The sequence below is a fragment of the Bradyrhizobium sp. CCBAU 45389 genome, from assembly GCF_028128625.1.
Classification (GTDB): Bacteria; Pseudomonadota; Alphaproteobacteria; order Rhizobiales; family Xanthobacteraceae; genus Bradyrhizobium; species Bradyrhizobium liaoningense_B.
In genome coordinates this window covers 20596-47362 of record NZ_LBIY01000080.1, presented here as the reverse complement: position 1 = coordinate 47362, position 26767 = coordinate 20596, and the positions used below count along the sequence as shown (strand labels likewise).

The 26767-nt window shown below is 64.8% G+C and carries 22 protein-coding genes and 1 pseudogene; 8 read left to right on the top strand and 15 right to left on the bottom strand.

Features of this window, described 5'->3' with window-relative positions; all coding sequences use genetic code 11:
- Window positions 1-4: 4 nt before the first annotated feature.
- From modA to mepA, 3 genes are all read right to left on the bottom strand, one after another.
- Window positions 5-790 (bottom strand): molybdate ABC transporter substrate-binding protein, encoded by a 786-nt coding sequence (gene modA, locus XH79_RS12030; RefSeq protein ID WP_271581798.1) that lies wholly within the window; start codon window positions 788-790, stop codon window positions 5-7.
- Window positions 791-983: 193 nt separating this feature from the next.
- Window positions 984-1487 carry a hypothetical protein gene (locus tag XH79_RS12025; protein WP_271581797.1) on the bottom strand — a complete coding sequence of 168 codons (504 nt, stop codon included), beginning with the start codon at window positions 1485-1487 and terminating at the stop codon, window positions 984-986.
- Window positions 1488-1876: 389 nt separating this feature from the next.
- Window positions 1877-2821, bottom strand: a complete 945-nt coding sequence (gene mepA / locus XH79_RS12020; RefSeq protein WP_271581796.1) for a penicillin-insensitive murein endopeptidase — start codon at window positions 2819-2821, stop codon at window positions 1877-1879.
- Between the two features lie 233 nt (window positions 2822-3054).
- Here mepA and XH79_RS12015 point away from each other — a divergent pair, with 233 nt between their 5' ends.
- From XH79_RS12015 to XH79_RS12005, 3 genes are all read left to right on the top strand, one after another.
- The gene (locus XH79_RS12015) at window positions 3055-3396 is read left to right on the top strand and encodes a L,D-transpeptidase (protein WP_271581850.1); all 342 of its coding nucleotides are present in this window, start codon (window positions 3055-3057) and stop codon (window positions 3394-3396) included.
- A gap of 363 nt (window positions 3397-3759) precedes the next feature.
- Complete coding sequence (locus tag XH79_RS12010; RefSeq protein WP_442869950.1) at window positions 3760-5964, top strand: EAL domain-containing protein; 2205 nt, start codon at window positions 3760-3762, stop codon at window positions 5962-5964.
- Between the two features lie 78 nt (window positions 5965-6042).
- Window positions 6043-6768 (top strand): RDD family protein, encoded by a 726-nt coding sequence (locus XH79_RS12005; RefSeq protein ID WP_271581794.1) that lies wholly within the window; start codon window positions 6043-6045, stop codon window positions 6766-6768.
- Between the two features lie 6 nt (window positions 6769-6774).
- Here XH79_RS12005 and XH79_RS12000 read toward each other — a convergent pair whose 3' ends face one another.
- Together XH79_RS12000 and XH79_RS11995 are read right to left on the bottom strand one after the other, a co-directional pair.
- The gene (locus tag XH79_RS12000) at window positions 6775-7941 is read right to left on the bottom strand and encodes an acyl-CoA dehydrogenase family protein (protein ID WP_271581793.1); all 1167 of its coding nucleotides are present in this window, start codon (window positions 7939-7941) and stop codon (window positions 6775-6777) included.
- Window positions 7942-8053: 112 nt separating this feature from the next.
- Entirely contained in the window at window positions 8054-8515 is a 462-nt protein-coding gene (locus XH79_RS11995; protein WP_271581792.1) for a GNAT family N-acetyltransferase, read from the bottom strand.
- Between the two features lie 205 nt (window positions 8516-8720).
- Between XH79_RS11995 and XH79_RS11990 the strand changes: the two genes are divergently transcribed.
- The gene (locus XH79_RS11990; protein ID WP_271581791.1) at window positions 8721-10220 is read left to right on the top strand and encodes an amidase family protein; all 1500 of its coding nucleotides are present in this window, start codon (window positions 8721-8723) and stop codon (window positions 10218-10220) included.
- 141 nt (window positions 10221-10361) lie between these two features.
- Window positions 10362-12329: a class I SAM-dependent methyltransferase gene (locus XH79_RS11985; RefSeq protein ID WP_271581790.1), complete on the top strand. Its 1968-nt coding sequence runs from the start codon at window positions 10362-10364 to the stop codon at window positions 12327-12329.
- Between the two features lie 60 nt (window positions 12330-12389).
- Here the strand turns inward: XH79_RS11985 and XH79_RS11980 are convergent, their stop codons facing one another.
- On the bottom strand, window positions 12390-12836 hold the full coding sequence (locus XH79_RS11980) for a GNAT family N-acetyltransferase (RefSeq protein ID WP_271581789.1): 447 nt from the start codon (window positions 12834-12836) through the stop codon (window positions 12390-12392).
- A gap of 284 nt (window positions 12837-13120) precedes the next feature.
- Here XH79_RS11980 and XH79_RS11975 point away from each other — a divergent pair, with 284 nt between their 5' ends.
- Both XH79_RS11975 and XH79_RS11970 read left to right on the top strand, forming a co-directional pair.
- Window positions 13121-14374 carry a serine hydrolase domain-containing protein gene (locus XH79_RS11975; RefSeq protein WP_271581788.1) on the top strand — a complete coding sequence of 418 codons (1254 nt, stop codon included), beginning with the start codon at window positions 13121-13123 and terminating at the stop codon, window positions 14372-14374.
- Window positions 14375-14779: 405 nt separating this feature from the next.
- On the top strand, window positions 14780-15196 hold the full coding sequence (locus XH79_RS11970) for an SRPBCC family protein (RefSeq protein WP_271581787.1): 417 nt from the start codon (window positions 14780-14782) through the stop codon (window positions 15194-15196).
- Between the two features lie 475 nt (window positions 15197-15671).
- Here the strand turns inward: XH79_RS11970 and XH79_RS11965 are convergent, their stop codons facing one another.
- From XH79_RS11965 to lepA, 5 genes and pseudogenes are all read right to left on the bottom strand, one after another.
- A complete protein-coding gene (locus XH79_RS11965; protein ID WP_271581786.1) occupies window positions 15672-16370 on the bottom strand; it encodes a helix-turn-helix transcriptional regulator in 699 nt (232 codons plus the stop codon).
- A 107-nt stretch (window positions 16371-16477) separates the two neighbouring features.
- Window positions 16478-16858 carry a nuclear transport factor 2 family protein gene (locus tag XH79_RS11960; protein ID WP_271581785.1) on the bottom strand — a complete coding sequence of 127 codons (381 nt, stop codon included), beginning with the start codon at window positions 16856-16858 and terminating at the stop codon, window positions 16478-16480.
- A 295-nt stretch (window positions 16859-17153) separates the two neighbouring features.
- Window positions 17154-17522, bottom strand: a pseudogene (locus tag XH79_RS11955) (elongation factor 4); the annotation flags it as partial.
- A gap of 162 nt (window positions 17523-17684) precedes the next feature.
- Window positions 17685-19448: a caspase family protein gene (locus tag XH79_RS11950; protein WP_271581784.1), complete on the bottom strand. Its 1764-nt coding sequence runs from the start codon at window positions 19446-19448 to the stop codon at window positions 17685-17687.
- Between the two features lie 312 nt (window positions 19449-19760).
- Window positions 19761-21572: a translation elongation factor 4 gene (gene lepA / locus XH79_RS11945; RefSeq protein WP_211409515.1), complete on the bottom strand. Its 1812-nt coding sequence runs from the start codon at window positions 21570-21572 to the stop codon at window positions 19761-19763.
- 114 nt (window positions 21573-21686) lie between these two features.
- Here lepA and XH79_RS11940 point away from each other — a divergent pair, with 114 nt between their 5' ends.
- Complete coding sequence (locus XH79_RS11940; protein ID WP_271581783.1) at window positions 21687-23312, top strand: glycosyltransferase family 39 protein; 1626 nt, start codon at window positions 21687-21689, stop codon at window positions 23310-23312.
- Window positions 23313-23429: 117 nt separating this feature from the next.
- Here the strand turns inward: XH79_RS11940 and XH79_RS11935 are convergent, their stop codons facing one another.
- The 4 genes from XH79_RS11935 to XH79_RS11920 all read right to left on the bottom strand — a co-directional run bounded on the left by XH79_RS11935 (window position 23430) and on the right by XH79_RS11920 (window position 26605).
- A complete protein-coding gene (locus XH79_RS11935; RefSeq protein ID WP_212345512.1) occupies window positions 23430-23750 on the bottom strand; it encodes an HPr family phosphocarrier protein in 321 nt (106 codons plus the stop codon).
- Complete coding sequence (locus XH79_RS11930; protein WP_007597752.1) at window positions 23747-24148, bottom strand: PTS sugar transporter subunit IIA; 402 nt, start codon at window positions 24146-24148, stop codon at window positions 23747-23749. Before XH79_RS11930 ends, XH79_RS11935 begins: the two co-directional genes overlap by 4 nt.
- A gap of 208 nt (window positions 24149-24356) precedes the next feature.
- The gene (locus tag XH79_RS11925) at window positions 24357-24806 is read right to left on the bottom strand and encodes an HPr kinase/phosphorylase (RefSeq protein WP_271581782.1); all 450 of its coding nucleotides are present in this window, start codon (window positions 24804-24806) and stop codon (window positions 24357-24359) included.
- Window positions 24803-26605 carry a sensor histidine kinase gene (locus XH79_RS11920; RefSeq protein WP_212345508.1) on the bottom strand — a complete coding sequence of 601 codons (1803 nt, stop codon included), beginning with the start codon at window positions 26603-26605 and terminating at the stop codon, window positions 24803-24805. The genes XH79_RS11925 and XH79_RS11920 overlap by 4 nt, the downstream gene beginning before the upstream one ends.
- Window positions 26606-26767 lie beyond the last annotated feature (162 nt).

Here is a 26767-nt window from a genome sequence, read left to right as displayed (position 1 = left end):
AAAATCAGGTTGTCGGGCTGATCAGGAATTTGAAGCCGTATTTTTCCAGGATGGTCTTGGCCGCGGTCGAGCGCAGGAAGGCGAGGTAGTCGTTCGTCTCAGGCTTGGCAGTCGTGGTGGCCGCGACCGGATAGATGATCGCGGGGTGCGAATCCGCCGGGAAGGTGCCGACAATCTTCACGCCTGGCTCGACCTTGGCGTCGGTGGAATAGACGATGCCGAGCGCGGCTTCGCCGCGGGCGACCAGCGTCAGCGCGGCGCGCACGCTCTCGGCCATCGCGAATTTCGGCTCGGCGGCCTGCCAGGCCCCGAGCTTCTCCAGCGCCGCCTTGGCGTATTTGCCGACCGGCACCGACTTGACGTCGCCGGTCGCGATCTTGCCGTCGCCGGCGAGTTTTGCGAGGTCAAAACCCTGCGCGATCGCGACGTTGTCGATCTTGGAATCCTTCGGGGCGATCAGCACGATGCTGTTGCCGAGCAAGTTGACTCTGGAAGGCTCGTTGATGGTCTTCTTGCTAGTAGCGTAATCCATCCAGTCGGTGTCGGCGGAAACGAACACGTCGGCGGGGGCGCCCTGCTCGATCTGCTTGGCCAGCACCGAGCTCGCGGCATAGCTGACGCTGAACTTGACGCCGGTCTTGGCGGTGTAGGCGGCGTCGATCTCGTCCAGCGCGTTCTTCATCGAGGCGGCGGCGAACACGGTGATGGTCTTGTCCTCGGCGGCGGCCGGCGAGAAGGTGGCGCCTGCAAGGATGACAAAGGCGGTGAAAAGTCCGGCAATACGAATCATGGGGTGCGCTCCGTGCGAGCCCGCATGCGCAATTGCGCACGCAAATCTGGCGTTGGGTTAAGTCGGGTCGCGACGGGCGGACGCGCTGTTCCACGGGTCCTTGCGACGGCTTACGGCCGGCAGGGATATCGCGGTGCAAACATAGCAGGCCGGCGCCTCAGGTCAAAGGCGACCGTTTGACCAACCAAGGGGGCTATTGCGCCGGCAGGATCGCGATCGACAGCGAACTGTCCCTGGCGCCGCTGACCTGGAGCACGAAGGGCTGCGCCGACAGCTCGTATTTCATGGTCTTGCGGATGCCGTCGCAATCGGTCGCGCCGCTGAAGGCGACGGGCTTGAGGAAATGGCCGTCCTGGACCACGTCGACCCAGGCGCCTGAGGACAAGCTGATCGTGTACAGGCCGGCCTTCGGCGCCGTGATGCTGGTGAAGCCGGCAAAGGTGCCGTCCTTCGGCGCCCGCTCCGGCGGCGAGGGCAGTTTCGCTTCGCTCGGGGCGACCAGCCCGAGCGTGATGGCTGATGCGGGCAGGGCCGCCTGCTCGCTCCCCGAAGCGAGTTTTGCACGATCCGGCGCGGTCAGCGCGGCGCGCTCGCGCTCGATCGGCCATTTGAACTTGTCGCAGCCGCTCGGCTCATCGGCAGCGAAAGCAGAGGTCGCGCCGAGCAGGAGCGCAGCGAGGAAGGAGAGGACGCGCATGTGAAATCCCATCGTTGGCCACGCAAACGGCGCGAGGCGTGCGGTCAGGCTTGTTGAAAGACGGGATGCGCATCCCGGGATGCCGCGGGCTTACGGCACGGCGGCGGGACGGATATTAGCGCAATGTCGCGGTGCAAACCACCCACCGTCGTCCTGGACAAGCGAGCAGGCACCGTCTCTCCACGCGTCGTCCCGGCCTAGCGCGCAATTGCGCGCGGGGGGCCGGGACCCATAACCACAGGGAGAAGTTTGGCGAAGACCCGGAGTTACCGCTTTGCTCGATAACTTCCGCTTCGGCGTATGGGTCCCGGCCCCCGTGCGCAATTGCGCACTAGGCCGGGACGACGGCTGAATCTGTAGCGTCAGCGCGCACACACGCGAGCTACGCCCTACGGCTTCGCATCGCCCGCATGCAGCACCGCCTTGCAGGCCGCCGGCATCTGCGCCAGCGTCATCGGCGGCTTTGGCTTCGGCGGCTCCGGCGGGGGCTTGGGATGCAGCACCGCGTCCGAGAACCAGTAGCCGAGATCGGCGTCCTTGCAGCCTTCGTCCTCGGACTGCGACGGCTGGCCCTCGCAGTCGCCGGCGCCCGCGGGGCAGCGCATGCGGATGTGGAAGTGATAGTCGTGACCCCACCACGGCCTGATCTTCGACAGCCAGGAGCGGTCGCCCTTGGCCTCGCGACACAGCGCCTTCTTGATCGCGGCATTGACGAAGATGCGTTGCACCGCCGGCTCCTGCGCGGCATCGCGCAGCACCAGCACATGGCCAGGGGTGAACACCTTCGGATCGATGTCGAGCCGGTCCTGGCGCACCATCATCACCGCCGACATCTCCTCGCGCTCCTCGCGCGAGAGCCGGCGATCCGGCATCGGCGTCAGCCAGATGTCGGCGTCGAGACCGATCTGGTGGCTGGCATGGCCCGACAGCGCCGGCCCGCCGCGCGGCTGGGCGATGTCGCCGACCAGGATGCCCGGCCAGCCCGCATCCTTGTGCGCCCTGGCCGCAAGCCGCTTGATCAGCGCGATCATGTCGGGATGGCCGAAATTGCGGTTACGCGACAGCCGCATCACCTGCCAATTGTCGCCGTTGAGCGGCATCTGCGCGGCGCCGCCGATGCAGCCCTTGGTGTAGGAGCCGATCACATGCGCCGGGCCTTTCGACGGCAGCAGCTTTCGCGCGAACAGTTCCTTGGCGCCGAGATGCGGATCGTTGGGATTGGCGAGCGGCGGCAGCGGCTTCGGGTTGACGCTGCCCTTGTCCTGGGCCAGCGCGCCGCCGGCGGCCAGGAGCGTCATGACAAGCAGGAGAGGGGCGATGCGGCGGGGACTCATGCCCGGTCGTTATAACCCAACGCCGCGTCAGGGTTAAGAATTAGGCTTGTCGCGAGGGCGCGATCTCACGGCGTCTTTACAGCCGCTGGCTCCCGGCAACATCATGCCCTTGAGGCAAAGGGCTTTTTATTATGACTTTTGTTGTGGTGCGGCTCGCGAGGCGGGCCGCTATGGCCGCTTTTGTAGCGGCCCCGCTCATCGCGACCCCGGCGTAGGCCGATCTCAGGGTCGACATCGACAAATCGTCCCAGCGCATGTCGGTGCGTGTCGACGGCGCACCGCGCTACGCATGGCCGGTCTCGACGGGACGCAGGGGCTACGGCACGCCGAGCGGCACCTTCCGTCCGCAGGTGATGATGCGGCGCTATTTCTCGCGCAAATATTACAATTCGCCGATGCCGCACGCGATCTTCTTCCACCACGGCTTCGCCATCCACGGCACCACCGACATCTCGCGCCTCGGCGGACCGGCCTCGCATGGCTGCATCAGGCTCCACCCCGCACATGCGGCAACCCTGTTCGCGCTGGTCCAGCGCGAGGGCGCGCGCAACACGACGATCCGTATTTCCAACTAGGGTCATTCGAAAGTCGCAGTTTCTTTCGTCGGCCGGCCGCATTTTTAACGGCGCGATAACCGTATCCTGCATTGACCAAAATTCGTGCGCGGAGTGAGGGAACGCCGCGGCCCGCATGCAATCGCGTGCCAATTCGGAAATGATTCAAGCGCGCGCGTAATTTTGCGCCAGCGCATGTTTCCGATTGCGACGGCGGATTGGGTTTGACGCGTCGGCCGGCGCATTTTGCGCCTCGCAAACAGGCAGACATGCCGGTGAAGGGTACGCGGTGCCGCGGCCAGCCCGGCGAAGATTACTTTTTTTTCAGACACTTGCCCCACAACTTGCGGCCACAGGGCGCGACTGGGACATGTGACGTTGAGTTTGGGGTCTCGAAAACAAAAAAGGCGAAAGCGCAACGAGCTTGGTACGGCCGGCAACCGGCCGCGCAAGCCGCGATTCGCGCGCGCCCCGCATCCGCCCGTTGCACAGGACGAACTCGTGCAGAGCCGCGCGGAAGCGGATGCCGCGATCGCGGAGGCGCGCAAGGCCCATGAGCGGCTGCGCCAGGCCATCGACATCCTGCCGCAGGGCATCGTGTTCCTCGATGCCGAGGGCCGTTACGTCCTCTGGAACAAGAAATACGCCGAGATCTACAGCAAGACCGCCGACCTCTTCGCCGAAGGCGCGCGCCTCGAAGACACGCTGCGTGTCGGCGTCGCGCGCGGCGACTATCCCGAGGCCGAAGGCCATGAGGACGAGTGGATCGCCGAGCGGCTGCAAAGGCTCTATCAGCCCGGCGAACGCCACGAGCAGAAGCTGGCGGACGGCCGCGTCATCCTCATCGACGAGCGGCTGACCGACGACGGCGGCGTCGTCGGCCTGCGCGTCGACATCACCGAGCTGAAGCAGCGCGAGGCCTCGTTCCGCCTGCTGTTCGACGGCAATCCCGTTCCCATGATCATCTGCGCGCTCGACGACGAGCGCATCCTCGGCGTCAACGACGCCGCGATCGCGCATTATGGCTATAGCCGTAGCGAATTCGAGAAGCTGAAGATCCGCTCCTTGCAGGCCTTCGACAGCGAGCCGCCCTGGACCATTGATGTGACCGGCGAGGAACAGGCCGGCCGCACCTGGAAGCACGTCAAGGCGGACGGCGCGCTGATCGATCTTGCGATCTATTCCCGCGAATTGACCTATGCCGAGCGGCCGGCGGTGCTGCTCGCGCTGATGGACATCACCGAGCGCAAGCGCGCCGAGGCGCGGCTCGCCTTCATGGCCCAGCATGACGGGCTCACCGGGCTGCCGAACCGCAATCTGCTGCGCCAGCAGGTCGACGAGATGTTGCTGCATACGCGCCGCAGCGCCGAGAAGGTCGCGGTGCTGATGCTGGGGCTGGACAATTTCAAGGCGGTCAACGACACCCTGGGACACGCCGTCGGCGACAAGCTGCTGCGCGGCGTCGCCAAGCGCCTGCGCTCCACCTTGCGCGAGGAGGACGCGCTGGCGCGCCTCAACTCCGACGAGTTCGCGATCGTGCAGAGCGGGCTGGCCCGGCCGGAAGACGCGGTGGGGCTCGCAAAGCGGCTGCTCGAGGCCATCTCCGATCCCTATCTGCTCGACGGCCATTCCGTGGTGATCGGTGCCTCCATCGGCATCGCGATGGCGCCGGGCGACGGCGACGATTCCGAGAAACTGCTCAAGAGCGCCGACATGGCGCTGTCGCGCGCCAAGCTGGATGCGCGCGGCACCTTCGCCTTCTTCGAGGCCGCGTTAGATGCAAAAGCGCAGAGCCGCCGCAAGATCGAGGTCGAGCTGCGCGATGCGATCCAGAACGACGTGCTCCGCCCCTACTATCAGCCGCTGGTCGACCTCCAGAGCGGCCGCATCACCGGCTTCGAGGCGCTGGTGCGCTGGCCCCATGCCGAGCGCGGCATGGTCTCGCCGGCCGAGTTCATTCCGGTCGCGGAAGACACTGGCCTGATCAATCCGCTCGGCGGCCTGATGCTGCGCCGGGCGTGCCTGGATGCCGCGACCTGGCCCGACGACGTCCGCGTCGCGGTCAATCTGTCGCCACTGCAGTTCCGCAGCGGCAACCTGCTCTCGATGGTGACGGACGCGCTGAAATATTCCGGCCTGCCGCCGCGGCGGCTCGAGCTCGAGATCACCGAGACGCTGCTGCTGGAGAAGAGCGCGCAGGTGCTGGCGACGCTGCATGCGCTGCGCGCGCTCGGCGTGCGCATCTCGATGGACGATTTTGGCACCGGCTATTCCAGCCTCAGCTACTTACGCAGCTTCCCGTTCGACAAGATCAAGATCGACCAGTCCTTCGTGCGCGATCTCGGCGCCAACCGCGAGGCGCAGGCGATCATCCGCTCCATCGTCAGCCTCGGCAAAGGCCTTGGCGTCACCATCACCGCCGAAGGCGTCGAGACCGAAGCCGAGCTGAGCTGCCTGCGCGCCGAAGGCTGCGACGAAGGCCAGGGCTTTCTGTTCAGCAAGGCCCGGCCCAATATCGAGATCATCAGCCTGCTGCAGGCACAGCGCGGCATCGATGGAGCGGACGAGGACGCTGCGCTGGTGGCGTGAGCTGCCGCTGTGCAGTCGAACCTCACGCGCGCTGCCGGCGTCTCATGATGAGATCCAATGAACGGAAGCGGCTCCCCCATGACCTCTGATGCGCCTCCGCTGCCGCTGCCTGGACCGCGCTATGCCCGCTTCTCGCGGCGGTTCAAGGCCGTTCTGCTCGACTGGATGCTGGCGATGGCCCTGCTGTTCGGTGCCCTCGCGGTCGCGAGCAATGTCGCGAGCGACGGACTAAGCCGGATCCTCGGGGTCGCCGTCGTCGCCATCCTGCTGCTCTACGAGCCCGTGATGGTCTGGCGCGCGGGCGGCACGCTCGGACATATCTGGACGAACTTGCGCGTTGTCGACGATCGCGGCGGAAATTTGAGCTTCACCAAGGCGCTCGCACGCTTTGCCGTCAAGAGCGTCCTCGGCTGGTATTCGTTTGTGGTCATGGCTGCCACGCGCCGCAACCAGGCGGTTCACGATCTGCTCACGCATTCGACCGTCCAGATCCGCGATCCCGCCAAGGCAAAGCCCGGCCAGTACATCACGGAGCGGCGCGAGGATGATCCAACGATGCCCTCGCGGCTGCGGCGTGCGCTGGTGACGCTGGTCTATCTTGGGCTCAGCGTGTTCCTGTATTTCGGCGTGCTTGCAGTCCTGGTCCGGAGCGGGGTCCTGTCCCGCGCGTGCCTCAACCAGGACATATGCTCCGGAAGCGACCGCATCATCGATTTCGTCGCCGCTGCGGCCTTCCTTCTGATGATTGCCATGGTCATCGGCATGGGCTGGCGAGGTCGGCTGCTCGGCGCGCGCAAGGCGTAGGCGAATTCAGCACCTGGTATCGACGCCGGCCGACAGGATCGCCTTGCCCACATCCTCGTAATGCGTGTCCCGCGCCTGGATCTGCTGCGCGATCGCATGCATGTCGCGGAAGCGCCGCTCGAACGGCTGGTTGCGGAACACCGCGGTCGCGCCGGCCATGTGATAGGCGGTGTCGACCACCTTCGCCGACTGGTGAATGGTCCAGGTCGCCGCCAGCCGGACCGCGTTGCGATGCGCCGCGCTGAACTCGCCGGTCGCACTGAGCTCGCGCCACATCGCATTCGCGGTCGCATAGAGGTAGGCGCGCGCGGCGCGCAAATCGCCCTCGGTGCGGCCGATCAATCCCTGGACCGCCCCGTTGTCGCGCATGGCGCTGGCCGCCAGCGACTGATGTTTTGCGCGCGCGAGCGCAATGGCGGCGTCCAGCGTGGCGCGCGCGACGCCGAGCGAGACCGCGGCAAAGCCGAGACTGAAGGTCGAGCCGGTGCCGATCCTGTAGAGCGGCCCGCTCTCGCGCAGCGCCGACGACACGTCGCGGAATGCGGTGAAGCGCTCGGGGATGAAGAGGTCGGTCACTTCGTAGGAGTCCGTGCCGGTCCCGGCGAGCCCGATCGCCTGCCACACGTCGTGCAGTGTTGCGTGCGCGACCGGAAACAGGATGGTGCGCACCTCCGGCGAGCCGTCGACATTTTTGCGCGGCGAACCGTCACCATCGACGATGCGGACATGCGCCCCCAGCCAGCTCGCCTGCCGCGAGCCCGAGGCAAAATCCCAGCGCGCCGTGACGCGATAGCCGCCCTCGACCGCGCGCGCCTCATGCGCGATCGCGCCCCAGGCGAGAATGCCGGGCGCGGCGTTGAAGATCTCATGCGCGGTGTCGTGATCGAGCCAGGCCGCGATCATCGCGCAGACGCTGCATTGGCCGAGGCACCAGGCGGTGGACGCGTCCGCCTTCGCAATCTCCTCCAGCATCTGCATGAAGGCTTCCGGCGCAGCCTCGCTGCCACCAAGGCTTTGCGGCAACAGCGCGCGATAAAACCCGTTCTCGATGAGGGCGGAGACCACGGCCGGCGTCAGCCGCCGCGTCCGTTCGATCTCGTCCGCTTCGCCCGCAATCAGCGGCGCGAGCGCGCGGGCACGTTCGACCAGGCCAAATCCGGAAGCTGCATTCATTGCTGCGTTTCCTCGCCCATTCTTGTTGTGAGCGGTTCAGGGACGCGATGGTGGTCTATTTGGCGGGGAGGATCAAGATCAGCCTCAGCGCCGGCTCCATCCGGGCCACGGGTTATTCGGTGGAGTCGAGCAATCGCTCCATGATAATCGTGCGTTCGTCGCCATGATAGCTGTCGCGCAGGGCATTGAACCCGAGCCGCGCATAGAAGCCCTCGGCGGTGACCGATGAAGGGACCGTCAGCGAGGGAATATTTCGCTCGCGTGCGGTGCGATCGATCTCGGCCATCAGCAGCTTGCCGATACCGCGGGCCTGTACGTCGGGAGCCACGAAGACGGTGCGGACGACGCATCCGTCGAGGCTTGCCGTTGCAACGACGCGGCTGCCGATGGTGGCGACGAAAACGGTGCGTTTCGCGATGAGCTGCCTGACGGCGTCCGGACTGAAGCCAAGCTCGATCCTTTCGATGATCTCGGCCGTATAGTCCTTCGCATTGGTTTCGCGCAGCGCGCGCAGGATGACCGCGCTGATGGCGTCGGCGTCATCGTCGATCGCGGGCCGGATCGTGCAGTCCATGAATTACTCCACCGAAGGCTTCGCGAAGGACTGGATGGCGCGCCACCGCCGCGGCAAGCGGCTTGTCGCGCGGCCAGGCGTTCTGCTACCATAAGTAGCATATACGGGGTCAGCCAAGAAGCACAGCATGAAGAAGCCAGCCCGCCGCAACGCGAGCCTCGCTGCGGCCGGGGCGCAGGTCGAGCCGCAGCTCGAGGACGCGCCCATGAGCGACATCATCGATGCCTTGGCGGCCGGGCGGGTCACCGCGACCGCGCTGACCACAGCCTGTCTAGCGCGTATCGCAGCCTTTGACCGCGCCGGGCCCATGCTCAACGCCGTCCGCGCGCTCAATCCCGACGCGCTCGCGATCGCGGGCAAGCTCGACGGCACGAGGCCGTCGGCCAAGCGGCCGCTGGCGGGCGTGCCGATTTTGCTGAAGGACAACATCGCGACCGGCGACAGGCAGCCGACCACGGCGGGCTCGCTGGCATTGGAGAGTGCGCGCGCCCGGGGCGATGCCACACTCGTCAAGCTGTTGCGGAAGGCCGGCGCCGTGATCCTCGGCAAGGCGAACCTGACGGAGTTTGCCAACATCCTCGCGACCGACATGCCCTCGGGCTATTCGTCGCTGGGCGGTCAGGTGAAAAATCCCTACGTGCCGACGCTGCTGGACGATCGGGGCATCCCGGTCGTCGACCCCGGTGGCTCGAGCTCGGGTTCGGCGGTCGCTGTGGCCGCAGGTCTGTGCGCGGCCTCTGTCGGCACCGAGACCTCCGGCTCGCTGCTGCACCCGGCCAGCCGGAATGGCATCGTCACCGTGAAGCCGACCGTCGGTTTGATCAGCCGTGCCGGCATCGTGCCGATCGCGCACAGCCGGGACACCGCGGGCCCGATGACGCGCACCGTGCGCGATGCGGCGATACTGCTGAATGTGCTGGCCGCCGAGGACCCGCTCGATCCCGTGACGGAGCGGCAGCGGAGGCCGGCCGATTACACGGCCGACCTCGCACGCGATGCGATGAAGGGCGCGCGGATCGGCGTGCCGAGCGATCCCGCCGATCCGCTGAACGATTCCTATTACGGCAAGTTGCCGCCCGACGGGGCCAGGCTGATGGCCGAAGTCATCAAGGTGCTGGAGGATCTCGGCGCTATCATCGTGCGCGCGGCCATGCCGACGGCCGGCTGGATCGGCGGTCCGGGCACGACCATGCCGGTGCTCAACCGCAATCCGTTGAGCCGCAACAAGGGCAATCTGGCGACGCCGCCGATCGTCTTCCTCTACGAGCTGAAGCACGATCTCAATCTCTACCTGAGGGATTGGGCGACCAATACCGACATCAAGACCATCGCCGACATCGTGGCCTTCAACGACTCATGCCGAGAAAGCGCTGCGCTTTGGCCAGGACCTGTTCCTCGCCGCCAACGCGACCAGGGGCGATTTGAGCGAGCGCGAATACAGATCGGCCCGGGCCATGGACCTGCTCTCCGCCAGGACGCGCGGCATGGACGCCTACATGAACCAGCAAAGGCTCGACGCCGTGTTGTTCCCCGGCGCCACCGGCGCCGTGATCGCCGCCAGGGCCGGCTATCCCAGCGTCATGGTGCCCGGCGGCTTCGTTTCGGGCGCCGACGGCAAGGACACGCCCGACTATCCGCTCGGCGTCGCCTTCGCAGGGAGAGCCTGGAGCGAGCACAAGCTGCTGCGTCTCGCCTACGCCTATGAGCAGGCATCGAACATGCGCAAAGGTCCGCCGGGCCTGCGGGCGCCTTGACCTGCGAGCGGGCCGGATGATTTCGCCTGATTTCGCCCGCGAGGACGTTCAATCCGGGGGGCAATTGTCCCGTTCTCGTTCGGTCAGGTCGGATGTCGATTGAAACGGCTGCCGCGATCACGCGCATCTTTGGTCCGTGCCGGATCGTGCAATGGAATGCCCGCGACCCGAACCTGCTGCATGAGCTGCTGCTCATGGGATGCGATGCCCATGCCGTCGGAGAGGGAGCATGCGAGCATCCGCGCTGGATTTCACGCGGCAGCGATGCGCGCGTTCCGCCCAAGCCTATTGCCGTCGTCGAAATCGCCGCCGCGAAAGACACGCTTGTCCTGATCGAGACGCTCACGGCGCAGGATGAGTTGCAAAGCCTGTTCCTCGTTGGTCCCGGCATTGCCGGCCTTCGCGCGCCGCTCGAGAACCGGCTGTTCGCGCGGGGATGGCGACGCCATCCGGCCTCGCTCGCCACATCCGACTACGAGCGCATGCAGGATGATGTGCTACCGCGCCATGCCGTCTACCAGCGCATCCCGGCGGAGGCGGCTTCGCGATGGCCGGTGGAGACCCTGCTGGGCGAACGCAATCTCCACATGGACATGCTGCGCGAAAGCGGATCGCGCGCCGATGCGCATGTGGTTCGCTATGCGCTGGCCGCTTCGCTCGTCCGGCCCGGCGACACCGTGCTCGATTGCGCCTGCGGGCTTGGCTACGGCTCGGCGGTGATCGCCGCGACCAGCCAGGCTTCGCAAATCATCGGCGTCGATGTCGATGCCGCGGCCGTGGCGTACGCGCATGCGAATTACGGCGGGCCAAACCTGCGCTTCGAGACCGGAGATGCCTCGCGCCTCCAGAACCTTGCCGATGCATCCGTCGATCTCATCGTCTCGATGGAGACGATCGAGCATGTCGAAAACTGGACAGCCGTGGCCAAGGAGTTCGCACGGGTGCTGAAGCCGGACGGGCGTCTGGTTGCCAGCGTTCCGGACCGGTGGGCTGATGAGACCGGAAGCGATCCCAATCCGTACCACCACCACGTCTTCGACTGGGCCAAATTGCGCGAGGGGCTGGTCGAGGATTTCGTGGTCGAAGCCCGCTACACGCAAACGGCGCCCGGCGGCTTCAAATGGCAGCAAGCCGCCCGCCGGCTGGTTCGCATCCCTCTCGACAGCAATGTCGAGGGCGAATGGATCCTGGTCGTTGCCTCCGCCAATCCCTTCGCCAGGGCCGAGGACCTGCGCGAATCCTTCCGCCACCCCGCCTTCGCCGACGCGCTGTCCGCGAGCGGAGCGGTCGCGCTCGATTTCGGTGGATGTTACGACAACCCGTGGCTGTACCGGACGCTGGTCCAGGTCGGTGAGCGCCTCGACGACGCGGCGGTGCTCGGTCGGCTCGCCAGCTGGGTTGCCGACAATGCCCGTCCGGACTCGGCGGACCGGGGCGCAGCCCTTTGCGTTGCGGGCTATCGCATTCTCGAACGCCGCCGGGCGCAGGCGGCCGGCGAGCTGATCGGGCGGATCGAAAGCTATTGCCGGAGCACCCGGCACACGACCAACCCCCATGTGCAGCGCTGGCGCATCTCGCTGGCGTTTCTGGCGGGGTGCCTGTGCGAGCTGTCGGGTACGCTGGACGACGCCCTCAAATGGTTCTCGCTCGCGGCCGAGCTGGACTGGCGCTCGTTCTCCCCGATCCTGACCACCAAGACCATTGCGGCGGCCTTTCATGCAGCCCGAATTTCTCTCGCATTCGATGACGAGACGCGCGCACGTTCATTTTTCCGGATCGGTTTCGAGACCGCGCTGGAAGCCGCGCGCAGCAACCCTGGGGATTTTGCCGGCTCGGTCGACTCCCCGATTCCATTCGGCCTCGTCGAGCTCGCCGAGGTCATGGACATGGGCGGCCAATGCGCAGTCGCGATCGCAACGCTTCCGCTCTGGCGGCGTGCGCCCGGAGCTTTCTGGTCCCGAGTGGACACCAAGCGCTTCGGACTGCTGGCCTGGAATCAGGCGCTCGAACGGGAAAACGCGTATCTCCGCGGCCAGCTTCAGAACGTGTGCGTCCGGTGAGCGGGACCGTTGGCTTCGGACGGGGAGGGCTTCGCCAAAGCTCGACTCATCCGACGGGCCTCAGGCATCCAGGGTTGATATGACTGTTTCGTGAGACCACGGTTGACCCTCTACCTGGCGAAATCCAACTGCCTCCCAAAACCGGGCCGCGCCCTCATGTCCTGCGTGGACAGTCACAATGGAGACCTTCCCGACCGCTTCTTGCAGCAAGGCGTTCGCGATGGCCTGGGCAATTTTGCGTCTTCTATGGTTGCGGTGCACGTAAAGTCGCCGCATCCGCCACATGGGTATCGGCGTCGGCGCAGGCTCGTTGGTGATCGCTCCGATCCCTACTAACCTGCCACCCAGGAGGCACGTGAATATCGCGTGAAACATGCCTCGATCGTGTGCGAATTCCGCGACCAGGCGGGTCATGTTCGCGTGTCCATCCGCCTTGGCGTCGGCCTCCAGCTCGGGAAAATCTGCGGGAAGAGTATCGGCGGTCCGTTCAAGGGAAATAATGGTCATGACGCAGTTCGCTCGGCCGTCGGGAGATGAGCAATCAATCAAGATTGGCGAGAATGTCCTGGATGACGACGTCCGGATCTTAAGCCGAAACACCAGAGCCGCCTAGTTGGCGCCAATGTCGGCCATGAGCCATAGGCTGACTCCATCCACCCCAGATGATAGCATGCCTCTCATCACCGGCTTGCGAGATTGCTCTCAAAAGCGCACACGCAAGAACGTGCGAGGAGGCAAGTCCAATGAATTGGGGAGCGCTCCGCAGGCCGCGCGGTTGCCGCGGGTCTTTCTTGGCTGTCACTCTCGTCTCTGCGCTCTGGGCCCCCTTGGCTTGCGCGCAGGACGCCCAAAACTCTTCCCGCGAGCCGGGGCCGGTCTTTTCGGAGAGCGGTCCCGATGCCGAGCTTTACGGCGCGGCTGCCGGCTATCCGGTCGGCACGCGGGGGACGACCACCCAGCTCGACAAGCTCGTCGGAGTCTACAGCCATTTCGGCGAGATCTATCCTTCCCGCCCGATCGGTCGCGCGACGGCGCCCTGGCCATTCAAGCGCGCGCCGGAGCCATCGATCACCTACAGTTTCGGCACGGAGCGGCTGAGCATCGCGGATTACCTCAAGCGCAATCCGGTGACGGGACTGCTGATCGCCAGGGACGACACCATCCTGTACGAGCACTATCAATATGCGCGGACCGACCACGACCGCTTTCTTTCGCAGTCCATGGCCAAGACGCTGGTGGCCATGCTGGTCGGGATCGCGGTCTCGGAGGGACGGATCAAGTCGATCGACGACCTCGTCTCGACTTACGTCTCCGGCCTTGCAGGAACGGAATATGGAAACACCTCCATCCGCGCTCTGTTGAACATGTCTTCGGGCGTCGCGTTTTCGGAAGTCTATGACGGGAACGATGACATCGCCCGGCTGGGGCGCGCCCTGTTCGTCGAAGAGACAAAAGATCCCACCGCCGTCGTCGCGCAATTCAATACAAGAACCGCGCCGCCCGGCACCAAATGGCATTATGCGAGCGTCGAAACCGAGATCCTGGGCCTCGTCCTGCGCGCCGCCACGGGCACGCCGGTTGCCGACTATCTCCACGACCGGATCTGGAATGCCATCGGCACCGAGGCGGATGCCTCATGGGCGATCGACGGCAGCGGGCAGGAGATTGCGTTCTGCTGCTTCAACGCAACCTTGCGCGACTATGCGCGCCTCGCCCGGCTGCTCGCACACGACGGCACCTGGGAAGGTCGTCAATTGATCCCCCGGCAGTGGCTGCTGGATGCCACGACCGTCAGACCAGAGGATGGTCATCTCGCTCCGCGCGTGGCCACGCCCTATTTCGGCTACGGCTATCAGGTGTGGCTCCTCCCCGGCGAGCAGCGCAGATTTGCCCTGCTCGGCATCCGCGGCCAGGTCATCCTGGTCGATCCGGCCTCGAAGCTCGTCATGGTGCACACGGCCGTTCGCCAGAAGCCGTCCGAGCCGGGAGCGCTCAGGGAGCCGCTGGCGTTGTGGTCTGCCGTGCTGCAACAGCTCGGGCAATGACGATTTGATGATGCCCGCCGGAAGCGAAACCCATCAACATTGGTCGTCGCAAATCGGATCGTCGATGCGAAGGCAAGATTCCGTATCGTCGGCGAGCGGACACTAGCACGGCTTTCGTAGGGTGGGCAAAGGCGCGCAGAGCGCCGTGCCCACCATTCTTCCCGACGGCACACAAGTTGGTGGGCACGCTTCCGCCTTCGCTCTTCGAGCTACGGCGGACAAGTTGCTTTGCCCACCCTACGACTTTCCAACTTTTTTAGCGCATTGACGGCCGGACCATGTCGGCATGGACCGGGCTCGATCGTCCTTGGGTGGACACGTTCCGAAACTGCCGGAGATGGACCCGGCACACGTGACGTGATTTTGTCAATTCGAGCCGTCAAAGTCGCAACTGGAGCAATGCCCATGAGGATCACCGTCGAAACCAGCGTCGCCGCCCCCATCGATCAGGTCTGGCGTGCCTATACGACGCCTGCCGATATCGTGAAGTGGAACGCCGCGTCCGACGACTGGCACACGACCAGGGCCACGGTCGACCTGCGCGAGGGCGGCGCCTTCTCCTCGCGCATGGAGGCCAAGGACGGCAGCATGGGCTTTGATTTCGCCGGCACCTACACGACGATCGTCGAGCACAAGCTGATCGAATATGCGTTCGGCGATCGCAAGGCCGAAGTCGAGTTCGTCCCCGGTCCGAAGGGCGTCGTCGTCCGCGTCGTCTTCGACAGCGAACCGACGCACTCGGTCGAGCAGCAGCAAGGCGGCTGGCAGGCGATCCTCGACAATTTTGCACGCTACGTCGAGGCGAAGCAGAAGGCGTCCTAGCACCGCTCTCGTAGGGTGGGCAAAGGCGCAGAGCGCCGTGCCCACCACTTTTCTCGACGGCACACAAATTGGTGGGCACGCTTCCGCCTTCGCTCTTCGAGCTACAGCGGACAAGTTGCTTCGCCCACCCTGCGACTATCCTTCAAGCTATTCAAAGACCGCGTGGACGACGAATGTTACGATTGGAAGCACCACGATCGCCGTCAAAAGACGCTGCTTCAGATATTGCCTTTGTTGATCGTCTCTGGGGAAAGCTTCCCAGGTCAGATGTTCCCAGAGGCTTGTTCGACGCGATGGCCTGATGCCTCTGATCCAAAGAGCAACATGAATGATCAGGACGCTTATCAGCAGCGTCAACACCACAATCGCGAGACCTCTCGGCATAGAACTCTCTTGCTCCGTCACGTGCCGGCACCGCATTGCCAGGACTTGAGACGATCCAATCCGATGTGCATCCTACGAGCCCGGTCGCCGGTCAGTCCACAGCCTTGCGGCGATCCGCGTCAACCTGGGCCCGCCATCGTTTGACGAGGTCGCGTCGGCGGCCGGGATAGCGATCCGTCTTGAGTCGGACCTTCTCGATCCGATCCGCGCGGAAGGCGCGAAAGTCCTTCCTCATTTCACACCAGCCGGCCAGGATGCGCCGTGAGTCGAAAAAGGCGACGCCAATCGGCCAGATCGTCCGGGTAGTCCTCGCGCCTTTCGGATCGCGATACACGATGGACAGCTTGTGCTGGTCGCGCATGGCCTGGCGCACAACGCGGAGATCGACGGCTTCAGGTTGCTTCGGCCTGCGCGCGACATGAAAGGCATTGTCGTCGATCTTGTGTCGCAGCTCCGACGGAAGCACGGCGCCGATTTTCGCGAGCGCATTACGCGCTGCCAGCGAGAACTCCTCATCGGTCTGGCGGGACACCCATTGCGCACCGAGCGCCAGGGCCTGGATTTCCTGCTCGGAGAACATCAGCGGTGGCAGGAGAAAGCCGGGCTGCAGGACGTAACCGAAGCCCGGCTCGCCCTCGATTTGCGCGCCCAGTGCCTGCAAGTCGGCGATGTCGCGATAGATCGTGCGCAGCGAGACGCCGGCCTCGACAGCGAGATTGCTGCCCGACACCGGATGACGGTGTCGGCGCAGGATCTGCATCAGGTCGAACAGCCGCTGGCTCTTGGACATGCTGCATATCTAACACGTATCCTGCCAAAGATTGGCAGTCGATTTCCGCCGAGCGCGGGCGGCACGGCTTCGGGCAGCCGCGCCGCTTGATGACCCGGACCGGATTCTTAGCGCGGTTGGACCGTCGCCGCGTAGGCAGAGAAGGGAGCCGCGTCGTAGATCACCTCGGTCGACGCGATCTTGCCGTCCCTCACCTTGAAGAACTCCGCAACCATGGCGCCGGCAATCGGATGGGTGTCCGCGCTGTAGACGACAATGGCCTGCTGATCGTCGCCGTAAATCGCGAGGAGCGTCACCTTCCGGAGCATGCGGGCAAACCCGTCGTGGAACTCGCGAAACTTCGAGGTCCCGACGATCCGCCCGCGCGGTGATGTGCAAACGATGTCGTCCGCCGAGATGGAGATGACCGTATCGACGTCCTTGCGGGCGATGGCCTCGATGTAGGTGTTGGCGATCTGCACTGCCTCGCCGCTGCTTTGAGTATTCATGGTCTTCCTTTCAGTGATTGGTGAAAGAAGACCTAGCGCAGGGCAGTGACAGATTCTGGCAGTAGGAGATCGGCGCTACCGGAAGCCGAGGATCCGGCCGTCATTTGGCATGCCTTCACCCGCGGTCACCCATCTTGCGATGATGCCACCATACCCCTGTTTTGCCCGACGGGTCAAAGAGAATTCGGTAAATCGAAAAGTAGTGCCGCGCCAAGGGGGCGGCTACTGTGCATGGGGTTGTTTTCGCACTTTTTTGTTTGCCGGCCCGGAGACCCGGCCCGTGCCGAGCGTCGCCTCAGCTATCCACCTTCAGGGCGGCGATGAAGGCTTCCTGCGGGATGTCGACTTTGCCGAACTGCCGCATCTTCTTCTTGCCTTCCTTCTGCTTCTCCAGAAGCTTGCGCTTACGCGTGATATCGCCGCCGTAGCACTTCGCGGTGACGTCCTTACGCAGCGCGCGCACCGTCTCGCGGGCGATCACCTTGCCGCCGATCGCCGCCTGGATCGGGATCTGGAACATGTGCGGCGGGATCAGCTCCTTCATCTTCTCGACCATGGCGCGGCCGCGCCCCTCGGCGCGGGTGCGGTGGACCAGCATCGAGAGCGCATCGACCGGCTCGGCGTTGACCAGGATCTGCATCTTGACGAGGTCGGCCGGCTTGTAGAACTCGTAGGATGGGTAGAGCAAAGCGAAACCCATCGACTTCATCCTCGCGATCGGATCGAGTGAGCAAGAGTAGATACGGCGTCCGCCGGTCAGGGCGATGGGTTTCGCAAGGGCTCAACCCATCCTACGAGCTGTAATTTCGACGTCCGTTGGCATGGCTCAATTGCACACCTCTCTCGTGCGGCCAGCCATCGGGGAGCTCTGATCTGTGATGGGAGCGGCCTCTACTCTGCATCCCTTGCCGACAGGACGGCAGCCGGCGGAGTTGCAGAACATTTGGCCAGAGGCTTGCGGTTTGCTGGATGGTGCGGCTTCTACCTGTCTCGGCTCCCCATCCCGCTTTCTTGTATCATCGCGCGTCGCGAGAGGCTTCTTGTCGGGTATCCTCTCACACGCGTTGTCATCGCCCAAACGATAGCCGGCGCGGCAGGTTATCCTCACGCAGGCGTCACCGTCAGCCTTAAACCCGTGCTCGCAGACGAGCGGGCAGACGCGATTTGGCCTAGCTCTGATCGCATCGAGTACGTCGAGGCTCGCCAGCTTCGCGTCGAACTTCGTCCCGGCGTATCTGTTGAACAGCGTCAGCGAGCGTTGTGACGAAGCATTCCATTCGCCATCTGCCGGGGTGGTCAGGCAACCGACGCGGCGGAGCTCCGAGTGCACCAGCTTCGTCATCTCCTGAGGCGACATTGACGGCAAGGTCGATGTGGGTGCTACAGCGGCAACCTTCTGCTCCGTGTCGTTGGCTTGTTTGTCGGCGAGCGCCTTCGCCACGGCCGCCTCAGCTTCCTTCCGTCGCTGCTCGGCCGCGGCCGCCTTGGCCTCCTCCATCTGCTTGGCTTTCTCCGCCGCCATCCGGGCGTCTTCGGCCGCCTTGGCCGCCGCCGCCGCCTTCTCCTGCTCGATCTTCTTTGCCCGGTCGGCCACCAGCCGCGCCTTCTCCTCCTCGGCTTGGCGAGCCTTCTCGGCTGCGGCTGCCCGTGCCTCCTCGGCCGCGATCTTGCTCAACTGACCTTTGGCGAGATCGGCATAGAAACCGCCGGGATAGTGATTGAGAAAGGCTGTCCATCCTTCGCGCGTGCCGAGTTGAAGGGCCAATTCGTAGTCGCGTCGAATTTCGCTGTCGGGGCTTGCCTGCGGTCCGGCGACGACGGGTTTCGCAGGAACCAAGGGTACATCATCGCCGCCCAGAGAGCCATAAACATACGGCTCCTGCTTGTACCCGGTGTTCTTCAGGACATCGTCGCGTACAAAGCCGAAGGCCTTGCGCAGATCGAGGCCTGGCGTGGGGAGGCGACCGACGAGAGCCTCAGCGAAGGGACTGTTCTTCGCGTCGCCGTCCGAAGCGGTAGAGCCCGCCTTCGCCGCGAAGGCGATCATCGTGTTCGGGCTGGTTGGCTCAACCTTGGCAAGCCCGCGACCGATCGCACGGGACGCCACGGTCCGCTTCATTGTCTTGGCGAACGGATTGTCGCGGCAGGCGTCCAGAATGACGAGGCGCAGCTGCTTGGCCGGCTCAATGGCAAAAAGCACCCGGTCGAGCGGGAACGCCTCGTCGAGGACGTCAGTATCCGTCTCCAGCGCAGCGTCGGTGGGGATCAGATAGTTGTTGCCATCCAGCTCGATGCCGTGGCCGGCATAGTAAATGACGGCGACATCGGCCTCGCGCGCCTTGCTGCCGAATTCGCGCAGCGCTTTGCGCATATCGACCACGTTCAGATCAAGCCTCGTATCGACGAAGTCGAAGCCCGCCTTCTTGAACATGCCGCCGACGAGCGTGGCATCGTTCGCGGGGTTGGCAAGCCGCGCCACGCTCTTGTAGCCGGAATTCCCGATGACCAGCGCGACGCGGCGCTCGGCATGGGCCGAGCCACAGGCCAGTCCAAGGAAAAAGATCAATGAAAACCAGCGAAGCGCGCCCATTGCAGCCCCAGAATAACGTATGCGGAGCCTGCCGAAAGGCAAGCGCCAGCTCTGTGATGCTGGTCACTCTGGACGATGCCAGTTCGTAGGATGGGTAGAGTGAAGCGAAACCCATCTCCTCGCGATCGGGCTACCAATCACGCCGGCTGCGATGATGCCACCATACCCCTGTTTTGCCCGACGGATTAAACAAATTTCGGCAAATCGAAAAAACGCAATGCCGCCAAGGGGGCGGCTACTGTGCATGGGGTTGTTTTCGCAGTTTTTGTTTGCCGGCCCCGGAGACCGGGCCGGCTCGTCCCGTGCGTCGCCTCAGCTATCCACCTTCAGCGCGGCAATAAAAGCTTCCTGCGGGATGTCGACCTTGCCGAACTGCCGCATCTTCTTCTTGCCTTCCTTCTGCTTCTCCAGAAGCTTGCGCTTACGGGTGATGTCGCCGCCGTAGCACTTCGCGGTGACGTCCTTGCGCAGCGCGCGCACCGTCTCGCGGGCGATCACCTTGCCGCCGATCGCCGCCTGGATCGGGATCTGGAACATGTGCGGCGGGATCAGCTCCTTCATCTTCTCGACCATGGCGCGGCCGCGCCCCTCGGCGCGGGTGCGATGGACCAGCATCGAGAGCGCATCGACCGGCTCGGCGTTGACCAGGATCTGCATCTTGACCAGATCGGCCGGCTTGTAGTCGGTGAGATGATAGTCGAACGAGGCGTAGCCCTTGGAGACCGACTTGAGGCGATCGTAGAAGTCGAACACGACCTCGTTGAGCGGCAGGTCGTATTTCACCATCGCGCGGGCGCCGACGTAAGTCAGCTCCTTTTGCGAGCCGCGGCGGTCCTGGCACAGCTTCAGCACGCTGCCGAGATATTCGTCGGGGGTGAGGATCGTGGCTTCGATCCAGGGCTCCTGGATCTCCTCGATCTTGACCACGTCAGGCATGTCGACGGGATTGTGGATCTCGAGCTCGGTGCCATCGGTGAGCTTCATCTTGTAGATGACGCTCGGCGCGGTCGCGATCAGGTTGAGGTCGAACTCGCGCGACAGCCGCTCCTGGATGATCTCGAGATGCAACAGGCCGAGGAAGCCGCAGCGGAAGCCGAAGCCGAGCGCGGCGGAGGTCTCCATCTCGAAGGAGAAGCTGGCGTCGTTGAGGCGCAGCTTGCCCATTGCGGCGCGCAGCGTCTCGAAATCGTCGGCATCGACCGGGAACAGGCCGCAGAACACCACGGGGATCGCCGGCTTGAAGCCCGGCAGCATGTCCGCCACCGGCTTCCTGTCGTCGGTGATGGTGTCGCCGACGCGGGTGTCGGCGACTTCCTTGATCGCGGCGGTGATGAAGCCGATCTCGCCGGGGCCGAGCTCGTCGACCTGCTGCATCTTCGGCGTGAAGAAGCCGACGCGCTCGACGTCGTAGGCCGCGCCCGTGCCCATCATGCGCACGCGCTGGCCCTTCTTCATCGTGCCGTCGACGATGCGCACCAGCACGACGACGCCGAGATAGACGTCGTACCAGCTGTCGACCAGCAGCGCTTTCAGCGTCGCGTCGCGGTCGCCCTTCGGCGGCGGCAGGCGGGTGACGATGGCTTCCAGCACGTCGGGAATGCCGAGGCCGGTCTTGGCCGAGATCATCACCGCATCGGAGGCGTCGATGCCGATGACGTCCTCGATCTGCTGCTTGACCTTCTCCGGCTCGGCCGCGGGAAGGTCGACCTTGTTCAGGACTGGAACGATCTCGTGGTTGTTGTCGAGTGCCTGGTAGACGTTGGCGAGCGTCTGCGCTTCGACGCCCTGGCTGGCGTCGACCACCAGCAGGGAACCCTCGCAGGCCGCCAGCGACCGCGAGACTTCGTAGGCGAAGTCGACATGGCCGGGCGTGTCCATCAGGTTGAAGATGTAATCCTTGCCGTCCTTGGCGCGGTAGGCGAGGCGGACCGTCTGCGCCTTGATGGTGATGCCGCGCTCGCGCTCGATGTCCATGGAATCGAGCACCTGCTCCTTGCCCGCCATCTCGCGGTCGGAGAGGCCGCCGGTCATCTGGATCAGGCGGTCGGCCAGCGTCGATTTGCCATGGTCGATATGGGCGACGATGGAGAAATTGCGGATGTTGGAAATGGGGACGGTCGTCATGGGCGCGGGATACCACTCACATCCCCGTGCGGCAACCATATTGCTGTATTTTCAGGGCCTTTCTTCACGCCAAGCTGATTCCACGGCGGGCCAAAACGCGCTAGCAAGCGGGCCATGTCGACCACCTCGATCCCCTCCGCCAGAGCGCGGGCGAAGACCCGCTTGAGTTACAACCGTTTCCGGGCCTGGCTGGTCGCCTGCGCGACCCGGCCCGAGGCGCGGCTCTGGCTGGTGATCCAGCTCGCCATCCTGCACGCGGTGCTCTGGACCTTCATCCTGATCAACCTGAAGGCGGCGCAGGACGTTCACATGGACGTCGCAGAAGCCTGGGGCTGGGGCCAGAAATTCCTCTGGGGCTACGGCAAGCACCCGCCGCTGTCGGGCTGGGTCGCCGGCCTCTGGTTCACAGCGTTCCCGGCGACGGATTGGGCGACCTATGCGCTGGCGATGACGACCGTCGGCGTCGGCATGGTGATCTGCTGGCTGGTTGCCTTGCGCGTGGTGGACGCACGCCGCGCGTTCCTGGCCGTGGTGATGGTCGCGCTCTATCCGATCTTCAATTTCAAGGGCTTCAAGTACAACCCCGACCTGCTCCAGCTCGTCACGCTGCCGTTGCTGATGCTCGCTTATCTCAACGCCTTCGAGAAGCGGAGCTGGCAATCCGGCATCTGGCTTGGCCTTGCCGGCGCGCTGGCGCTGATGACCAAATACTGGGTGCTGACCATGATCGGCGCCATTGGCTTGGCCGCGCTGATCCATCCGCAGCGCGTGAAGTTCCTGATGTCGCCGGCGCCGTGGGTGGCGATCGCGACGATGCTGGCGGCGATGATCCCGCACCTCGTCTGGCTGGCGGAAGCGCATTTCGTGCCGCTGACCTATGCCGGCGACACCTATAGCCTCGAGGACAGCCGCCTCGTGCATCAGCTCGTGGCCGGCTATGCCCTGCATAATGCCGCGCTGCTGGCGCTGCCGGTGGCGCTCGCCGCGCTCGCGATGGCGTGGGTGCCGCCGTGGCTCAAGCTGCTGCTGCGTGCGCCCTCGCGCATCGTCACGCGCGCCTGGGCGCGTGGCGCCAATCCGGGCGTCAATGTGGCGCAGGCGCTGAATGTCTGGATCGTCCAGATCATCGTCGCGGTCGGGCCGCCGCTCGGCGCGCTGGCCTTCAGCATCTACATGAAGACCGATTGGGGCATCTCGCTATTCTTCCTGGTGCCGCTCGCGCTGGTCGCGACTCCGGCGCTGCGGGTGCAGAGCGCTGTGCTGTTCAACATCGCCGCGATCTGGCTCGTGCTCAGCGCCGCCACGCTCGCCGCCTCGCCCTGGATCGCCGCGCGCGAGATGGCGGCCAATGCCGGCAACGCACAGATCTATGGCGCGCGCTCGGAGCTCGCGCGCGAATTGACCCAGGCCTGGCACACCCGCTTCGGCTCGCGCTGGGCCGTCGTTGCCGGCACGATGGAACAGATCCAGCCGCTGGTGTTCTACAGCCCGGATCATCCGTCCGCATTGCTGCCGTTAGAGGCCTGGAATTCCGGCCTGACCTCGGGCGAGGACGCGAAGAAGTATGGCTTCATCGGCGTGTTCGATCCGACCGATGGTCGCCTGCCCGCGTTCGAGAAATGGGTGTCGGAGACAGCGCCGAACGCTGAGCGCATCGTGATGACGACGCGCCGCTTCACCCACGGCAAGGTCGGCCCGTCGATGAGCTGGAACATCTACATCGCCCCGCCGGCGAAGTGAGCGAAGGTGCCGTAGGGTGGGCAAAGGCGCAAAGCGCCGTGCCCACGAACTTTCAATAATCATGAGATGTGGTGGGCACGCTTCGCTTTGCCTACCCTACGGCTCCGAGCGCGTGGCTCAGACCCCTTCCTCGTTGAACTTGCTCTCAACGAGCTCGGTGATCGCCGCGAGCGCTGCTTCCGCATCATCACCGGCCGCAGCCACCGTGATCGTCGTGCCCGGTCCCGCAGCGAGCATCATCAGGCCCATGATCGAGGTGCCGCCGACGGTCTCGCCGCCGCGCGTCACCCACACTTGCGCGTTGAAGCGCTCGACCGCCTGGACGAATTTCGCCGAGGCGCGCGCATGCAGGCCGCGCTTGTTGATGATCAGGAGCTCCTTTGAGATCGCGCCCGCGGGCACGCCGCCTGCCGCCGCTTGTGGCGCGTCGTCGCTCATTTGCCGGCGAGCACGCGGCTGGCGATGGTGACGTATTTGCGGCCCGCTTCCTGCGCCATCGCGATCGCGTCCGGCAGCGGACGCTCCTCGCGCACCTTGGCGAGCTTCACCAGCATGGGCAGGTTGATGCCCGCGAGCACTTCGACCTTGGGCCGGCTCATGCAGGATATTGCGAGGTTCGACGGCGTGCCGCCGAACATGTCGGTGAGAATCGCAACGCCGTCGCCGGAATCGACGCGGTTAACCGCCTCGATGATGTCGCTTCGGCAGAGATCGGAATCATCTTCGGCGCCGATCGTGATCGCTTCGATTTGCTTTTGTGGGCCCATGACGTGTTCAAGCGCTGCCTTGAATTCGTCGGCAAGGCGCCCGTGGGTCACAAGTACTAGACCAATCATCGGAAAACTCCTCGCGGGCGCTTTTGGTGCACCGCACGAACGCGCCACTTTGACCATCCAGAGCCCCCGCGCAAGAGGGGATGTTGCGTATCTCCCTGAATCTAGACGGATGGATGAGGGGAGCTGCGCCGGTCTACTCGGTCGCGATAGTGGGGTTCATATGGTTACCATTTCCCTTCAAACAATCGCCTGAGGACTTAGCAGAAGGTTAACTCTTGGTAGTGGTCAAGGCCGCGACAACCAAAGGGAGGGGCGAATAGTCGCGGCTAACCGGGATTCGCGGTATTTCGACACCAAAAATGCTTGTTTTCAGGGATTCCGTCGCAGGAAGCCGTTCCGCGTCCTGAGCGTCCAGATCGACCACGAGGCCGACGGTCGCACGCTCCGCGAAGTCGCAGCGGCGGATTCCGAGGCCGCGGATTTCGATCAGGCCGGCCAGCGGAGGTGCGGGGCGGACCTCAATTTCGTTGCCGACTGTCGCCAGATGGACACGGTCATCACCGACCAGAACGGCCCTTTCGACCACGCCTGACCGCCCCGCCATGATCAAATCGAAGGCAAGGCGCGATTTGCCGGAGCCCGAGGGACCGCGGATCAGCACTGCGATCTGTCCGACCTTGACGGCGGTGGCGTGCACGCTGGGCGCGCCTTCGCTCATAGCGCCGGCAGCCTCACCACGAAGCGCGCACCGGCAATCGTCGGGACGCCGTCCTCGTCCGGCGGGCCTGCGCGATTCTCCGCCCAGATACGCCCGCCATGGGCATCGACGATCTGCTTGGAGATCGAGAGCCCGAGGCCGGAGTTCTGGCCAAAGCCCTGATGCGGACGGTCGGTGTAGAAGCGCTCGAAGATGCGCTCGAGTGCGTCATCGCGGATGCCGGGGCCGTCATCGTCGACCACGATCTCGATTTCTCCGCGGGCGCGGCGGCAGGTGAGGCGCACCTTGCTGCCGGCTTCCGAGAACGATTGCGCGTTGGAGAGCAGGTTGGAGACCACCTGTCCCAGTCGCGAGTCGTGGCCGGTCACGGCGAACGTGTCGGTCGACCCGCGGCCCTCGAAGCGTGCCTCGACCGCGACGTCGTGGCCGAGCTTGGTTTCATTGGCGACGGAGACCAGCGTGCCGAGCAGGCGCCTGAGGTCGACAGGGATCGCATCCTGCCGCTGCAACTCGGCATCGAGGCGGCTGGCGTCGGAGATGTCGGAGATCAGGCGGTCGAGCCGCTTGACGTCGTGCTCGATCACCTCGAGCAGGCGCGCGCGGCTGTTCTCGTTGCGCGCCAGCGGCAGCGTCTCGACTGCGGAGCGCAGCGAGGTCAGCGGGTTCTTCAATTCATGGGCGACGTCGGCGGCGAACATCTCGATCGCCTCGATGCGGCTGTAGAGCGCGTTGGTCATGTCGCGCAACGCGCCTGAGAGATGTCCGATCTCGTCGCGGCGGCGGGTGAAGTCGGGGATCTCGACACGGGTCTTGATGCGGCGGCGGACGCGCTCGGCGCTGTCGGCGAGCCGGCGCACGGGACCGGCGATCGTGCTGGCGAGCAGCAGCGACAGCATGATCATGACCGCGGCGGCGACGCCGCCGACCTTCAAAATGGCGAGGCGCTCGGCGGTCACCATCTGGTCGATGTCGTCGCCCTGGGTGGACAGCATCAGTGCGCCGTGGATGGCGCGCGAGCGCAGCACGGGCACGGCCACCGAGACGATCACCTCGCCGCGCGCATTGACCCGCACCATCGAGCGCTTCTGGCCCTGCAGCGCATCCCCGACTTCCGCATAGCCATTGCCGTTCTCGGGCCCGAGCTCGCGGTAGAGCGGCAGGTCGCCTCGGTTCAGCCAGGTGCGCACTGCGACCATGCCGCGCTCGACCACGCCGGGCTTCTCGGCGGACACTGGCGGCAGGGGGAAGCGCAGCACGTTTTCGAGGTTGCGGCTGTCGAGCAGCAGGCTGCCGTTCGGATCGTAGATGCGGGCGCGCGTCTTGGTTGGCGAGATCAGCGTGCGCAGCACCGGCGCGACGCGCTCTGGATTGATCGGGAAGTCCAGCGGCGAATAGTCCTCCGAGCCGCCATAGGTCTCGCCCGGCTTGAGGTCGAGCAGCCGGTCGGGGTCGATGGTGATGGCGTTGGTCTGCACGGTCGCGGAGGCCGCGATGGCGCCGGCGATGATCTCGGCCTGCACCAGCAGGCTCTGCGCACGCGCGTCGATCAGGCCGGCGCGAAATTGCGACAGATAGAGAATGCTCGCCACCAGCGCGACGAGGCCGGCGAGGTTGAGCGAGACGATGCGGCGGGTGAGGCTCGAGAAGGACAGCGCGAAGAAGAACTGCCCGGCGCGTTTGAGCCAGTTCAGCGGCCGCCAGCCCTGCGGAGCCGGCTTGTCCTCGACGTGCTCCGGAACGCCCTCGGACGTGATGTCCGCGGCGTTCTGGTTCTCGTCAGGCTGCGTTCGGTCAAGCAATGCTCACGCCCGCGTTAGGACATCTCGTGCGAAGGGTCCTCGCATCCTAGAACATGATCCGGAAAAGTGTGCAGCGGTTTTCCGGAAGGATCATGCTCAAACAATAATCCAAAGCGCGATACCGATCGCGCTCTGGAACGATCCCGGTCCTGATGAGACGAG